The organism is Streptococcus sp. HMSC077F03, assembly GCF_001812375.1.
Taxonomy (GTDB): Bacteria; Bacillota; Bacilli; order Lactobacillales; family Streptococcaceae; genus Streptococcus; species Streptococcus oralis_S.
In genome coordinates this window covers 1-15,373 of sequence record NZ_KV808745.1, presented here as the reverse complement: position 1 = coordinate 15,373, position 15,373 = coordinate 1, and the positions used below count along the sequence as shown (strand labels likewise).

Below are 15,373 nucleotides of genomic sequence, written 5' to 3'. Positions count from 1 at the left end.
AGTCCTGTTCAGTTCTGAACAGTTTGTCACTAGTGTCTATATGACAAAAAGAGACCGTCGAGTCAGCAAGACGAAAAAAGCCATCTACCAAGCTTTTTTACAACTTTTGAACGACAAGGGCTATGATGCCACTACTGTTCAGGATATCATTGACCTAGCAGATGTTGGGCGCTCCACTTTTTACTGTCACTACGAGAGTAAGGAACTCCTTTTAGATGAGCTCTGTCGCTACCTCTTTCATCATCTCTTTGAAAGGGAAGGACACTTGACTACCGAGGACTACCTCGCACATATCTTTTTACATTTTCAGAAAAACCAGGACCATGTCACCAGTCTCCTTTTTTCCAAAAACGACTACTTCCTCCGCCAACTACACAGGGAACTCAAACACCACGTTTATCCCATGGTGGCGGATGACTTGCAAGAAGCCTATCCAAACATTCCGGACTCCTACCTCCAGCATTTTGTTGTAACGAACTTTATCGAGACCCTAACTTGGTGGCTAAAAAAAGGAAAATCTTATACCGAAAACCAAGTGGTGAAATTTTACCTTGATGTAATAGAGATGACCTCTACAACTCCACTTGATAACTAAGCCTGAAACTCAGAAAGGAACCAACTATGTTAACTTCGATGATTCTAGGAATACTAACAATTGTACTAGCTCTCGCCTTCTCATTGCTTCACCTTGCTGCTGCTTTTTCAGCCATGAAACAAAAGAACTACAGTCTGGGAAACACGTGCATCTTGGTTGGCAGTTGCCTCACATCTCTGGCTCTAGCCATCTTTTACTTCGTTCCAGTTGCAACCATTCTTCTATGGATTGTGGGTTCGAGTATCGTCTGCTATGGAGCCTACTGGAACGGCCAACAGAAAGAAAAGCAACATATCTCGCACCACATCGTTCGTATAACGACCGCTATTATCATTACGGTATTATTCATTTTGCTCTAACACAAAAAGGATCAGATGATCCTTTTTTACTTTTTAAGCGCTTTTTGCTGCCTTGCTCCACTGATACCACCCAACTAGACTATTGATCAAGTAAATCAGGTATTTTCCTTGGATTTGCAGGCTTTCTCCCCACCAGAGATAGATTGAAAAGACAGTAGTAGCAGCCCAGAATATCCACTGTTCACGGTAAACAGCTGTCATGAGGATTTGCCCTACACCATTGGTCGCATCAGTGATAGAATCACGATAGGGACGATTAGCTCCGATAGACTGATAAATAAACCCAAAGGCCAACCACCAAAGAACACTAATAGAAAGATACTTTGTCCAACCCTTGCCGTCTAGTTTACGTGCGACAAACTCTTGTTGTTCTTTCTTAAACTGGGCTTGATAAATCCAAACCAAGAGACCAATTGGCTGCATAATTGTAAAATAGAGAGTTGTTAAAACCTCACCATAGAAGCCTTTCTGCAAAGCCAAGATAAGGTAAATGACAGAGTTAATCAAACCAAAAAGGTAATTACTTGCTCGACCTTCTGATACAAAGATGACACAGATAATTCCAGTCAGGCTACAAATCATCCCAACCCAGTCAACAATGCGGTGTTCATAAATCAACTCAAGCCAGATTGGAAAACTTCCTAAAACTAGCAGGTAAAGCCACTGGGAAAAACTACGATTGGCAAAGAGGTCATTCCAGATAGCCTTCATAGTTCCTGAAAATCCTAAATCAGCCATAGCAGCAACCATACGGCGGTAACCGCCAGACATTTCACCAAGAGTAATTTTGATATTCTTGAGTTTTGTTTACAAATAAGTCGTCATATTTTCTCCTTTTGTTTTTAAAGAGCTGTGTCTGGATAGACTTTCGGACGCAACGCTCTATTATATATCTACTGAACTGTCTATACACAAGATTTCCATCCTTAGTCGACATGAGCTGGAAATCCTTATTTGTTAAGTAGTTCACAACTCATTATACAACTAATTTCTGAATAGTCAAGTGTATTTACAGTAAAATTTTGAAAATCCTGAAAATTTCCTCTTATTTTCCATTTAAAAATGAAAATCATTAATTCTGACACTAAAAAAGCCCAGACAACATTGTCTGAGCATTCTTCTGTATGTCATTTAAAGAAGTTGAGTTTGACATTTTCAATCTATTTCTTCAACAATCCTTGTTCTTGGAGAAACTCCTTGGCTACTTGTTCTGCTGACTTGCCTTCAACACCGACTTGGTAGTTGAGCTGGCTCATCTGGCTTTCAGTAATTTTACCAGCCAATTTATTGAGAACTGTCTCCAACTCAGGATGTTTCTTGAGAAGAGCTTCTTTCATTAGTGGAGCTCCTTGATAAGGTGGGAAGAGTTGCTTGTCATCTTCCAAGACCTGTAAATCATAACGCGCCAATTCTGCATCTGTCGAATATGCATCTGTGATTTGAATATCGCCTGACTGAATTGCCTGGTAGCGAAGGGCTGGCTCCATGGTCGCTACATTGAGATTGAGACCATACATTGATTGCAAGCCCTTATTGCCATCTTCACGGTCATTAAATTCGAGTGTAAAACCTGCCTTCAGCTGCCCTTCCACTTTTTTCAAGTCCGAAATGGTCTTCAAGCCATATTCTTGAGCAATCTTTTTCGGAACAGCTACAGCGTAGGTATTTTGATAAGACATGGGTTTGAGATAGGCAAGATGATCCTGTTTGGCAATGCCATCACGCGCCACTTGATAAACCTGATCTGGCTCATGCCCCACTTTAGGTGCTGGTTGAAGCAAACTTTCAGTCACCGTACCCGTAAATTCAGGATAGATGTCAATATCCCCTTTTTTCAGAGCTTCATAGAGGAAGCTTGTTTTCCCAAAATTCGGTTTAACAGTCGCAGTCATACTGGTATTTTCTTCAATGAGGAGTTTATACATATTGGCCAAAATTTCTGGTTCCGGTCCCAATTTCCCAGCAATCACCAAGTTTTCTTTCTCTTTTTGAGCTAATAGAGCTGGACTATAAGACAGACCGAGCAATAAGGTCACCAAGGCAAAACCAGAGAAAATCGTCCGCAATTTTGCTTTTTCCATCACTTTTAGTAGGAAGTTAAAGGCAATGGCAAGCACTGCTGAAGAAAGCGCCCCAATCAAAATCAGACTGGTATTATTACGGTCAATCCCCAAAAGGATAAAGGAACCCAGTCCGCCTGCCCCAATCAAGGCTGCCAAGGTTGCCGTACCGATAATCAAGACCGCTGCCGTCCGAATCCCAGACATCATAACAGGCATGGCAAGTGGAATTTCGAATTTCTTGAGACGCTCCCATCTGGTCATCCCAAAGGCAATCCCAGCCTCCTGCAGACTCGGATCAATTCCCTTCAGCCCAGTGATGGTATTTTGTAAAATCGGGAAAATCGCATAAATCACTAGAGCTGTCAAGGCCGGTAAGGTTCCAATTCCCATCAAGGGGATGAAGAGCCCCAACAAGGCAAGAGACGGGATGGTCTGGAAAATCCCTGCAATCTGCAAGACCCAGTCCGCCATCTTTTCATGATAACGAAGAAATACCGCTAAGGGGACTGCAATAAAAATAGCTAGTAACAAGGTCAAAAGTGACAACTGCAAATGTTGAGATAGAGCTGTTACCCAATCACCAAAACGATCCTGAAAAGTTGATATCAAATTAGCCATGAACACTACCTCCAAACAAGTCTGCTACAAAGTCTGTTGCAGGCGCTTTTAAAATCGTCTCGGGATTCGCCACCTGACAAATCTCTCCATCCTGCAAAACAGCAATACGATCACCTAATTTCAAAGCTTCATCCGTATCATGGGTCACAAAAATCGTTGTCATCCCAAACTCTTTATGCAATTCTTTCGTCAGAACCTGCAACTGTTTTCTCGAAATAGCATCCAAAGCCGAAAAGGGTTCATCCATGAGGAGAATCTTAGGCTGACCAATCATAGCACGGACAATGCCGACCCGTTGCTGTTCTCCACCAGATAATTCACTCGGAAGTCGATGCCCATACTCAGCTACTGGTAAACCAACCTTAGCCAAAAGCTCTTCTGTTTTCGTCGCTATTTCTTCCTTACTCCACCCCTTCATCTCAGGAATGAGAGCAATATTTTCTGCAACCGTTAAATTGGGAAACAGAGCAATGGCCTGTAAAACATAACCAGTAGAAAGACGAAGTTCCCGCTCGTCATAGTCTTTGATGCGCTTGCCATCCATATAAATATTTCCATCAGTTGGTTCCAAAAGACGGTTAATCATCTTGATCATGGTTGTCTTACCAGATCCAGATGGACCAACTAAAACCATGAACTCCCCATTCTCAATCCGTAAATTGACATCTCTCAAAACATCTTTTTCTGTGTAGCGTAGCGCTACATTTTTGTATTCAATCATTCTTTGTCCTCAATTTAAAATTTTCCTCGGTTTGTCAAGTTACCAAACTTTTAATAACTAATTTACCCCATTCTAAACCTCATTTTCCTGCTCTTTCAGATTAGCCAAAATTCTTTCTTGAAAACCTTCAAACTGACGAATTTCTTCCTCTGAAAATCCTTTGTAACAGATAGTATCCAATCTCTGACTGACACGTTGCCCAACTTCTTTCTGGGACTTGCCCAACTCTGTTAAAACTAAATACTTCTTACGCTTATCTTCTCCACACGGACTGACAGTTATAAGATTTTGCTCCTCTAACTTTTTTATCATAGTCGTCAACGTATTATTAGCAAGCCCAGTCGCAAGCGCAATATCTGTCGCAGTTGCACAGCCCGTCTTACTATTCCATAAAACCGCTAAAATCTTTCCCTGCTCACTCCGATAAAGAGAGTCAGGGTCTTGTCTCAGTAACTTTTGAAAAAGCCGCCCATTCAACAAACGAATATGATGGGCTACCAAATGACAATATTTCATGAAACCTCCAATTTATTTCTATATCGATACGAATAAAAAACATTATAATACTTATTATTCCAATTGTCAACTATTTCGATTTAGAACTAATTTTTCTCAGTAAAAAATCTCCTACTCAAGGTAGAAGATTTCAATCTTATAAACTTAATCCGTCATGTCTGATACCAAGGTTCGACGCTCCAATGGAATACTGCACATAACTAACAAGAAAATGAAACCTGACTGAATCCAGAAAAGGGCCAAGTCAAAGATTCCATGCACAGCAACCACTGTAAGGAAAGATAGATAAAGACCGATAATTGGACGTTTCCCCGACTCCTGACTCATATCCATCATCAAACGAACAGGAGCAACAGAAGACAAAGCTAATAAAATGGTTCCCACAATTCCGTAACTCAGAATCGTATCAATATAAAGGCTGTGAGCATGTTCATGATAAGGAGCATTTATCCGAGGATAAGAGTGCATATAGGTCAATGGCCCCTCCCCCCAAAAAGGATTTTGCTTAAACAAGGCCATCCCAGCATCCCAGATAGAAATGCGTTCTTCCATAGAGGAATCTAAAGTCCCCATCCGAACTCCCAAATCACTAGAAAAAAGGAAACTCAAGCCAATCGCAAAGACCCCGATACTAAGCCAAAAGGCCTTCCAGTTTTTAATGGTTGTAAAGAGATAAATGATGGCTCCAGCGATAATAGCAGGAAAGGCAGTTCGATTTTGAGTAAAGTTCAATCCAAAGAGATTAACAAAGCCTGCAATCACACAGAATACCTTCAACCAATTCAACTTGGTCGTTGTAAAGAGATAGAAGGCAATCATGATACAGAAACAACAAATAATTCCATAGTAATTAGGATTAAAAAAGGTCACTTCTGCCCGATTCTGATGCCATACCTGCATATTGGGCGAAAGAAAGGCATAGTTAAATTTCTTTACAATTTGGAAATGCTCCAAAGTAGCAAAAGCCGCAGAGAGCACACTACCAAACAAGATTGTCTGCAGTATCAGTCGAAAGAAAGCATGTGTCAGACGTTTCTGGTAGAAGCTAAAGAAAATGAGGAAGAGAAACATCAGTAAAGATGCAACCAATCCAAGCCAGTTCTTGGCGACGATAGAGATGATACTACTGTAGGCAATAAAAAAGAGAAGTACAGGATGTTTGGCCAATCCTTTGATAATTCCCTTCATTTCCCCAGTAACAAGTAAACCTATCAAATATAAAGCAAAGAGGGCTAAGAACAAATAAAAAGGTAAAAAGATACTTATGATCATCAAATACAAAAAGAAATCTTTTTTCGAAAGCCCTCTTATCTTATCCAGTAATCCAATTGATTTCAAAACGGATCCTTTCTGTTCTGAATTTCTCCAGAAGATAAATGCTAAACTATCTTTATATTCTACCATTTTTTCCGTCATTTGGGAACAATGAACACGTTTTCGCCACAAAAAAAATCTTTCATTAATATGGCACTAGAACTGAATGTTTCTACCGTTTTCCACTACTTGATAGGTCTGACTTTGCAAATCAATTTCTGCTACTGCTGTTACGGACTTGTCTTTATTTTGACGTTTGATTACAATGCTGTGAGCTGTTGGTGTTTCAATGTCAATAGTCCCTTCTAGGTCAAAGGCCTCTGACCGATTACGGAAAGAAAATAGATTGAGAAGGGACTTCACCACAGGACGTTGAACTTCTTCTGCTATTTCCTCATTGCTATAGTAATGACGATTAATATTTCGACCTTCTTTGGTTTCTTCTAATAATTTCAAGTCATTTTTTCCTGCTAATAGACCCACATAGTAAACCTGAGGAATGCCTGGCGCAAAAGCTTGAATCAAACGAGCGAGGAAGTACTTGACATCATCATCTCCAAGTGCAGAATAGTAGGTTGAATTGATTTGGTAGATATCTAGATTGTTATACTCTGCACTAGAGTACTTACGTTTGACATTCGCTCCAACCTTATAGAGCTCATTTGAAGCATAGTCAATTTCCTCATCGGTCAGGATATCCTTGACATCTACCACTCCAATCCCATCATGGGTATCTAGTGTCGTAAATTGCTTCATCGGGCTCATCTTTAACCACTTAGCTAAGCGCTCTATTCTGGAACTGTAAAGAGTATAAAGGGTCACCATTGGAAGGGCAAAATCGTAAACATAGTAATCATGATCCGCTATTTTAAACTGAATCGAATAGTGTTCATGAATCTCAGGTAAGAGCTCTGCACCGTATTCAGCTCCTATATCCCGGACCTTATCCAATAAGTCCCAAATATCTGGTTCCACAAAGAAATCATTGGTATCCAATTTCTTCACCGCATAAGCAAAAGCATCTAGGCGAATCAAATCACACCCGTTACTTGCTAGATGTTGAATCGTCTTACGGATGAAGCTCATCGTTACTTCTTTGGTCACATCAAGATCAATCTGCTCCTCACCAAAGGTATTCCACAAATGTTCTACTGAACCGTCTGCAAAAACGATCTCTTGCTTTGGTGCACGATCCTTACGCTTGTAAATTAAATCTACATCAGCTTGTGTCGGACGGTTTTCCGGCCAAAACTTGTCCCAGTTTAAAAAGAGATCTTTAAATTCACTAGCTTCATGTTTTTCTTGATAGTCCTTATAATATTTAGATTGACGAGAAATATGGTTAATCATAAAGTCAAACATAAGATAATATTTCTCACCTAAACGCTTAACATCCTCCCAATCACCAAACGCTGGATCCACTTCATCATAGTCCACTGGTGCAAATCCGCGATCACCTGTTGACGGGAAAAATGGTAGAAGGTGAACTCCCCCAATAGCATCGCCAAAATGTTCTTCCAAATTCTCATACAAGTCTTTAAGGTTATTTCCAAGACTATCTGAGTAAGTAATCAACATAGTTTTATTTTGAATGGACATAGATGTTCTCCTTTTTCTAATGAAAGCCAAGTCTTATATGACCTGGCTTCGTAAATGAAAGATATTTTTAGATTTTTGTTCAGTACTAATATAGACTGCAATCAACTAAATACGACTTTCTTGTTTTCTACATAGAAATGCCAACAAGCTGAACCGTTCCTCTATGTATGGAATTATAGATTCCATAAGCACTTTCTTACTTCACTGCCCCGTTACTCATTCCTGAAATGATATGTTTTTGGAAGATGAGGTAGACAATTGTTATCGTTACAATTCCCACAATATAAGATGCAAAACTTGGGCCATAGTCATTGAAGTACTGACCTTGGTAGTTGTATTGGAAGAGAGGCAAAGTCCACATCTTGGAATCCTTATTCAGAATCAAGAGTGGCAACATAAAGTCATTCCAGAACCAGAGAGCATTGATAATCAAAGTTGTCGCATGCATGGGCTTCAACATTGGAAAAATGATTCGACGATAAATTGTAAAACGATCAGCTCCATCAATTTCCGCAGCTTCATCCAAACTATCTGGTACACTGATTTTTATATAACCAACATACAAGAAGAGAGTCTGTGGAATAGCATAAGTTAGGTAGAGTATTACTAGCCCCCACATATTTGCTAGACCGAGTTTACTCATCATAACTGTGATGGGAATCATAATCACCTGAAATGGAACAAATATCCCTAAGATCAGGAGCGAATACATAATTGCAAAGGCTTTTTTCTTGGACATATTTCGAGCAATGGAATAAGCTGCAGCTGGTATAAAGAAAGCTACTACAATCAATGATAACACCGTAATAACTGCTGAATTCCAGAAATAGCCTCCAATTCCATCCGAAATCAATCGTTCATAATTACTCAACGTAAAAGGATTGGGCAAACTAAAGAAATGATTCATGATATCCTTAGTTGTTTTGAAAGAACTAAATACCGTTACCAACAAAGGAACAAGTATAAAAATACCACCGACTATCAAGAGGACATATTTCCAAAACTGATTCAATTTTTCTTCTTTTTTCATGTGTAGGACTCCTCTATTAGATTTCAAATTTCTTTGATAGCTTGATTTGGATCAGAGAAACAATTCCAATAATTAAGAATAAAATCAAGGCAATTGCATTCGCATATCCATATTGATTACTCTTGAAAGCATAGTTGTAGACTAAAAGTCCAAGAGACGTTGTAGCATTATTTGGACCACCACTCGTCAACGCAAAAATTTGGTCAAAGGCTGTCAAACCAGACTTAAGAGCCAAGATAAAAACCATTGAGATCGTTGGCAGTAAATAGGGCAATTCAATCTTCCAAAAGGTTTGTTTACTTGTTGCACCATCAATTGATGCTGCCTCTAAAATATCATTTGGAATACTCTGAAGACCAGCAAGAAAGAGAATGATTGGCATAGCTACTCCTTGCCATAGAAGAACAAAAATAGTTGCCACTACCGCTCCAACTGGTGTCCCCAATAGACTCTCTTGTAAAAAGCTAATTCCTAAAATTTTTCCAATCGTTGGAAGACCATAGTTGAAGAATTGTTTAAAAATCAAGGAAACTGTCAAACCAGACAAAACAGCCGGGAAAAAGAACCAAGCTCTAAAGAAGGTCTGCCCCTTCATCTTAGAATTTAAGGCTCGTGCCACAACCATCCCAATCGTAATCTCTCCAATAATCAATGCCAGAGTTAAAATCAAAGTAAAGGCTATGGCTGTGAAGAATTTCCCATCAATCATCAGCAATTTGTAGTTATTTAAACCAACAAATTTATAATTATAGGTCAATCCAGTCCAGTTAGTCAAACTATAGAAAGCACCTTGTACCATTGGAAAGTAAAAGAAGATAGCTTGTAAAGCAAGCGGGATGAGCAAAAATGTCCAACCCCAGTATTTATTTAAAAATTTTCGAATAGCCATATCATCTTAACTCCTATTCTAGTCCAAATCTGCCTTCATTGGATTAAAGAAAGCATTGAGATTGTTTGCCATATTTTTCAGATTTTTATCCATCAGGTAACCTGCACTTAGATTAAAAAAGTCTTCTTCAGAGTTCCAGCGTTGGCCCAACCAAACATAATGTTTGTCCGTAAAAGCCAGTTTAGAAATAGCTGCAAGCGCTGAATCTTCTTTTTCCTGTATGCCTTTCACCGCAACTGGTGATCCATCTACATCATAGTATGACTGCATAGCTTTTGGACTAGTCATATAGCTGATAAATTCTTCGGTTTCTTTCGGATGTTTGGTAGTAGCTGAAGTTGATAATGCCATGTCCCCTGCACCAACAGTGACTTCTTTTCCTACTTCTTCTCCAGGGAAGGCGAACATCCCCACCTCAAATTTTGGATCCTGTTGATTAATTGCGGCTAATGCCCATGATCCTTGTGGCATCATCAAGGCTTTTTCACTCGAAAATGCTACCACCGCATCATTATAAGAGGCACCACGCCAACCATCTTGAGCATTATCTGCTAATAAATCGAGTCGTTCTGCATCTGCTTTTAAAATAGCATCATCTGCAGAGATTGCGTTTGGTTTTGAAAAGCGAAGATAGTTATTAGCCGCGTCTCCACTACCCGTAAGGGTAATGAGAGAAAGTTGGTGGTAACCATTTAATGTCCAGCCTTCATTGCCTGCAACCGCAAACGGAGAATTTCCACTATCTTTTATCTTTTTGACAATCTCTTGAAATTCTTTAAAAGTCTTCGGTTCCTCAAGTCCTAATTCTTTAAACTTCGTTTTATTGTAATAGATTCCATAAAGGTTGGCTGTTAATGGCACACTATAAATCTTGTTATTGATTGCATACTTTTCGGCATAGTCATTCTTGATGTTCTCAAGATAGGGTTTTTCTGTCATATCTGCAAAATAGCCTGCCTTCGCCCACTCCTGAAAATCCATATTTTGAGGATAGACATTAATAATATCTGGAACATCTCCTGATAAAATCCGAGTCTTTAGAACAATTCCAGCTGAAGGTACTGTAGTCAGCTTTACATCAATATTAGGGTGTTCCTTCTCAAAATCATCCACTATCCTTTGCAAGGTATCTGCCATCTCGGTCTTCTGGTTAAAAAACTCAATCGTTACCTTACCATCAGCTGATTGATTGTTCTGACCACAAGCCACTAGGCCTAGTAAACTTGCCACAGCTACTAAAAGAAAACCTGCTTTCTTATACCATTTCATTGGAATGCCTCCTTGATAAATTTATACGCTTTTATTATAGTCTTTTGAATTTATACTGTCTACTCAAAAAATCTCCTGGTGATAGGGTAACAGTTAAACCTGCATACATGAGCTCTGCACCCGAGTAAACAATGTTTGTCCCTTCCAGCTCATAAAGCCCTTCCACTTCTAAGTCTTTCAGTTTCAAGGTGGTTTCCATTGTTTCCACAACTGACAGGACTCGGACGTAGGTCACAATCGTTTGATTTCCATAGTTAAATTGCACAGCTGCTTCATTGGATTCAGCATCGGGATTGATTAACCTATACTGATTCCCCAACTGGACTACTGGTCGCAATTCTTTATACAAGTTCACCTGATTAGCAATCTCAGCCTTCTCTTCATCTGATAAACTTGTCAAATCAAGCTCATAGCCCAGATTTCCCATCATTGCCACATGACCACGAGTTTCCAATGGTGTCGTTCGTCCCATCTGATGATTTGGCACTGCTGACACATGAGCCCCCATAGAAATGGTTGGATAGAGATAGGATGAACCATATTGGATTGGTAAACGTGCAATAGCATCAGTATTATCACTAGCCCAGACTTGTGGGAAATAACGCATCATACCAAGATCATTTCGTCCACCACCACCTGAGCAGGACTCAAAGAGAATATGGCTATGCTTCTCTGTCAGATAAGAAACGAGTTCGTAAAGCCCCATCATGTACTGATGAGACTGCATCTGGGTTTCCAGATAAACTGAACCATTCCCCAGATTAGTGATATTGCGGTTCATATCCCATTTGATGTAGTCAATTTTATGATGAAAGAGGAGTTCATCTAAAACATTTTTCAAATATTCTACTACCTGAGGATTGGCAAGATTAAGTACTAATTGATTTCGAGAATAGGTATGCTCATAACCTGGAACCTGAATAGCCCAGTCAGGATGTTTGCGATACAAGTCGCTATCAACAGAAATCATCTCCGGTTCTAACCAAAGCCCAAACTGCAAACCTCTTTCATGGATCGCTGAAATCAGACTTTCTAGACTTCCACCCAGTTTTTTCTCATTCACAACCCAATCACCTAAAGCACGATTATCATCAAAGCGATTACCAAACCACCCATCATCTAATACAAAAAGTTCAATTCCAACTTTCTTAGCTTCATCAGCTAGTTCTAACAGTTTTTCTCTCTGAAAGTCAAAGTAGGTAGCTTCCCAGTTATTGATTAGAATTGGACGCTCTTTTTTAGAAAATTTACTTGGCATAATGTGCTTAAGTACAAAATTCTGACTTTCATGACTAATACCAGTTAATCCCTTATCTGAATAGGTCACTAAAGCTACCGGTGTTTCAAAATTTTCCTCAGGATCTAACTTCCAAGAAAAGTTTTCTGGATTAATGCCAATAGCCACCCGAACTTCATTCAGTTGATTCTTTTGGACAAAAGCTTCGAAGTTTCCACTATACATCAGTTGAATAGCAAACACATTCCCAGCATCCTCTGTAACTCCTTGATCACATAATATAAGAGCAGGTGTTTGAGCATGCCCAGAAGCTCCACGGTTCGAACTAATCGAAAAGATTCCTTGCTCTACCTGTTGACGTCGGACAGTCTTTTCACGAGCATAAGCTCCCTGCAGAGTTACTATTTCGTAAGCTGCAGCAGGAAAATCAGCCATAAAAGAAAATTCCTTATAAATGACAACTTCCTGATTGCTATTATTTTCCAATTTGCTGTAACTAGCAATTGTCGCATCATTATCAAAAGCTGTATAATACAAAGTCAGACTAAGTTGAGCCTTAGAATCTTTTAAAATCAAGGCAAGCGTCTCTGTAGCATCCATGCTGTGAGGAGAAGGTAAGCCCTGTGGACCATTCTGACCTTTTAAAATCTTTGCTTCTACAAATCGAAAGTCTGTTACTTCAGTTGCATCATGTTGAACCTGTAAAGTTGGTTTTCTAAAGTCACCCAAACCATGTTGTCCAAAAATCTGACGTTGCGTATCCAAACTAAAGGTTCGATTAGTAGCTATGGGATTACCAGAAAAAGCATGATCGCGTTCGTAAACACTATTAGCCCCTCTATAGTTCTTAATAGTCTTTCCTAAATGTTTTAATAATAAGAATCCATCCCTATTTTCAATAATCAAACTTAAACCTTTACTCTCAACGTAAAATAGATTATTCTCTATTCGAACTCCCATAAATTGTACCTCATCTATTTCTTGATAAAATTTTAGCACATAAAAGCGCTTTCTAAAATAGAGAAATGTCTACAAAGTATGGTAAAATGTTAGGTAGGAGGTGGCCCATGCTCGTTTTTTCAGAATACCAGACTGGAACAATTGATCTTTCTCTTAGCTTCTACGGTTATGAAGAATGCACGCCTAATTACTCTTTTGGTCCAGCTATTCGAGATACCTATGTACTACATTACATTACTAAAGGAAAAGGTCAATTCCATTATAAGGGGAAAATTGTTGATTTAAAGGCAGGAGATTTCTTTTTACTAAAACCAGATGAATTAACATTCTATCAAGCAGATAGCCAGGATCCTTGGGCTTACTACTGGTTGGGGATCACTGGAGGGAGGGCACCTGACTACTTTGCTCTATCTCAAATTTCTGACCAATCCTACCTCATCCAGTCAAATAACTGTCATACACAAACAACTGCAAAACTCATCTCAGATATTGTCTGCTTTGCTCAGATTACAAAATCTAATGAATTGGCTCAACTCCACATCATGGGACAACTCCATGAACTAATGTTTCATCTAGGAACGATTGCTCCCAATCAGAAAAAAGAGAATATTTCATCAACTCACCAGCTCTATCTTGACTGCAAACAATTAATTGATAGTCACTATCCACGATCGCTCACCATTCAAGATTTAGCAAAAGAGCTATCGGTTCATAGAAGTTACTTAACTAGTGTGTTTAAAGAATTTCACCAACTCTCTCCAAAAGAGTATTTACTTTTCGTTCGAATGAACCGTGCTCAACAGTTACTAGAACACACAAATGAAACGATCAAAGTCATTGCATATTCTGTAGGTTTTTCAGACCCACTACATTTCTCAAAAGCCTACAAACAGTTTTTTCATAAAACACCTAGTCAAACTCGAAAAGAATACTCTCACTCCCTCTTAGCTAGAAAGGAAAATCAATGAAATCACACCAACTAGTCTACCAAATATTAGCTAGAGAAAACGATTATGTTAGCGGAGAAAAAATCGGAGAAGAACTGAATTTAAGCCGTACATCCATATGGAAAGCGATCCAACGTCTTCAACAAGAAGGCCTAGAAATTGACAGTATCAAAAATAGAGGCTATAAGCTTATTCAAGGCGATCTGATATTGCCTGATTTGATTCAGGAGAACACCAACTTAACCATTCGCTACAAACCTGAGACCAAATCAACCCAAACAGATGCAAAAGAAGGGATTGAAGCTGGAAACAAAGGAAATACACTCTATCTTTCAACCTGTCAAACAGCAGGTCGTGGCCGCTTTCAGCGCCGCTACTATTCTCCATCTCAGGGGGGGATCTATATGTCCCTGCATGTTCAACCCAATCTTCCTTATGAAAAACTCCCTTCCTATACTCTCCTTGTAGCTGCTGCAGTCTACAAAGCCATTAAAAACCTAACTATGATAGAAGTAGATATCAAATGGGTAAATGACATCTACTTTAAAAATAAAAAGATAGCAGGTATCCTCACTGAAGCGATGACATCAGTTGAGACAGGCTTGGTTACAGACGTCATTATCGGACTTGGTATAAATTTTTCTATAGCAGACTTCCCAGAAGACCTAAAAGAAAAAGCAGGCAGCCTATTTATGCCACCTGCACCAATTAGTCGTAATGAGCTCATCAGCGAAATATGGAATTGTTTCTACAATACGGATTCAGATGAGCTACTTTATATCTATAAAGAAAGATCAATCGTTCTTGGAAAAGAAGTTACTTTCCAGCTAGACGGAAAATTTGAGAAAGGTCTTGCAAAAGAAATCTCAGAATCCGGCCAACTACAAGTCGAATTTGAAGATAAACATACTATCTGGCTAAATAGCGGAGAAATATCACTAACGGGTTGGTAATAAACAAATCCCCCTTTTAATGATTTAGAAGGGGGATTTACATACAAAAAAAGAGCCTAACAGCTCTCTTAACGTACGGAGAATGGGGGATTCGAACCCCCGCGCCGGTTACCCGACCTAACGATTTAGCAAACCGTCCTCTTCAGCCTCTTGAGTAATTCTCCTATTAATGGGCACGAGTGGACTCGAACCACCGACCTCACGCTTATCAGGCGTGCGCTCTAACCACCTGAGCTACGCGCCCAAGTTCAAAAACTTGGTATGAACTTTCGTTCAAAGCGGGTGACGAGAATCGAACTCGCG

The 15,373-nt window shown here is 39.4% G+C and carries 14 protein-coding genes and 2 tRNA genes; 4 read left to right on the top strand and 12 right to left on the bottom strand.

From position 1 onward, the window contains the following. Positions 1–40: 40 nt before the first annotated feature. Together HMPREF2853_RS00080 and HMPREF2853_RS00075 are read left to right on the top strand one after the other, a co-directional pair. Positions 41–595, top strand: a complete 555-nt coding sequence (locus tag HMPREF2853_RS00080) for a TetR/AcrR family transcriptional regulator (protein ID WP_000166618.1) — start codon at positions 41–43, stop codon at positions 593–595. Between the two features lie 26 nt (positions 596–621). Continuing rightward, positions 622–954, top strand: coding sequence for a hypothetical protein (locus HMPREF2853_RS00075; RefSeq protein WP_000958147.1), 333 nt, complete (start codon positions 622–624; stop codon positions 952–954). A gap of 33 nt (positions 955–987) precedes the next feature. On the opposite strand, the gene pnuC is transcribed toward HMPREF2853_RS00075, so the two are convergent. The 10 genes from pnuC to HMPREF2853_RS00025 all read right to left on the bottom strand — a co-directional run bounded on the left by pnuC (position 988) and on the right by HMPREF2853_RS00025 (position 13,170). Further along, positions 988–1,725 carry a nicotinamide riboside transporter PnuC gene (pnuC, locus tag HMPREF2853_RS00070; protein ID WP_000014133.1) on the bottom strand — a complete coding sequence of 246 codons (738 nt, stop codon included), beginning with the start codon at positions 1,723–1,725 and terminating at the stop codon, positions 988–990. Positions 1,726–2,114: 389 nt separating this feature from the next. Then, the gene (locus tag HMPREF2853_RS00065) at positions 2,115–3,635 is read right to left on the bottom strand and encodes an ABC transporter permease/substrate-binding protein (protein WP_049501573.1); all 1,521 of its coding nucleotides are present in this window, start codon (positions 3,633–3,635) and stop codon (positions 2,115–2,117) included. Continuing rightward, positions 3,628–4,356 (bottom strand): ATP-binding cassette domain-containing protein, encoded by a 729-nt coding sequence (locus HMPREF2853_RS00060; protein ID WP_049501572.1) that lies wholly within the window; start codon positions 4,354–4,356, stop codon positions 3,628–3,630. Before HMPREF2853_RS00060 ends, HMPREF2853_RS00065 begins: the two co-directional genes overlap by 8 nt. 72 nt (positions 4,357–4,428) lie before the next feature. After that, on the bottom strand, positions 4,429–4,872 hold the full coding sequence (locus HMPREF2853_RS00055) for a MarR family winged helix-turn-helix transcriptional regulator (RefSeq protein ID WP_000872571.1): 444 nt from the start codon (positions 4,870–4,872) through the stop codon (positions 4,429–4,431). Positions 4,873–5,016: 144 nt separating this feature from the next. After that, positions 5,017–6,210, bottom strand: a complete 1,194-nt coding sequence (locus HMPREF2853_RS00050; protein WP_008289123.1) for an O-antigen ligase family protein — start codon at positions 6,208–6,210, stop codon at positions 5,017–5,019. 132 nt (positions 6,211–6,342) lie between these two features. Further along, the gene (gene gtfA, locus HMPREF2853_RS00045; RefSeq protein WP_049501570.1) at positions 6,343–7,785 is read right to left on the bottom strand and encodes a sucrose phosphorylase; all 1,443 of its coding nucleotides are present in this window, start codon (positions 7,783–7,785) and stop codon (positions 6,343–6,345) included. A gap of 196 nt (positions 7,786–7,981) precedes the next feature. Then, a complete protein-coding gene (locus HMPREF2853_RS00040) occupies positions 7,982–8,815 on the bottom strand; it encodes a carbohydrate ABC transporter permease (protein ID WP_000711260.1) in 834 nt (277 codons plus the stop codon). Between the two features lie 16 nt (positions 8,816–8,831). Then, positions 8,832–9,704, bottom strand: coding sequence for a carbohydrate ABC transporter permease (locus tag HMPREF2853_RS00035; RefSeq protein ID WP_033584257.1), 873 nt, complete (start codon positions 9,702–9,704; stop codon positions 8,832–8,834). Positions 9,705–9,722: 18 nt separating this feature from the next. Further along, on the bottom strand, positions 9,723–10,973 hold the full coding sequence (locus HMPREF2853_RS00030; RefSeq protein WP_049501569.1) for an extracellular solute-binding protein: 1,251 nt from the start codon (positions 10,971–10,973) through the stop codon (positions 9,723–9,725). 34 nt (positions 10,974–11,007) lie between these two features. After that, a complete protein-coding gene (locus HMPREF2853_RS00025; RefSeq protein ID WP_049479600.1) occupies positions 11,008–13,170 on the bottom strand; it encodes an alpha-galactosidase in 2,163 nt (720 codons plus the stop codon). Positions 13,171–13,277: 107 nt separating this feature from the next. Between HMPREF2853_RS00025 and HMPREF2853_RS00020 the strand changes: the two genes are divergently transcribed. Both HMPREF2853_RS00020 and birA read left to right on the top strand, forming a co-directional pair. Beyond that, complete coding sequence (locus HMPREF2853_RS00020) at positions 13,278–14,138, top strand: AraC family transcriptional regulator (protein ID WP_049478407.1); 861 nt, start codon at positions 13,278–13,280, stop codon at positions 14,136–14,138. Beyond that, entirely contained in the window at positions 14,135–15,070 is a 936-nt protein-coding gene (gene birA, locus HMPREF2853_RS00015; protein ID WP_049501568.1) for a bifunctional biotin--[acetyl-CoA-carboxylase] ligase/biotin operon repressor BirA, read from the top strand. Before HMPREF2853_RS00020 ends, birA begins: the two co-directional genes overlap by 4 nt. A 76-nt stretch (positions 15,071–15,146) precedes the next feature. Here birA and HMPREF2853_RS00010 read toward each other — a convergent pair. Beyond that, positions 15,147–15,234 (bottom strand) — tRNA-Ser (locus HMPREF2853_RS00010). Positions 15,235–15,240: 6 nt separating this feature from the next. Beyond that, positions 15,241–15,314 (bottom strand) — tRNA-Ile (locus HMPREF2853_RS00005). Between the last annotated feature and the right edge of the window lie 59 nt (positions 15,315–15,373).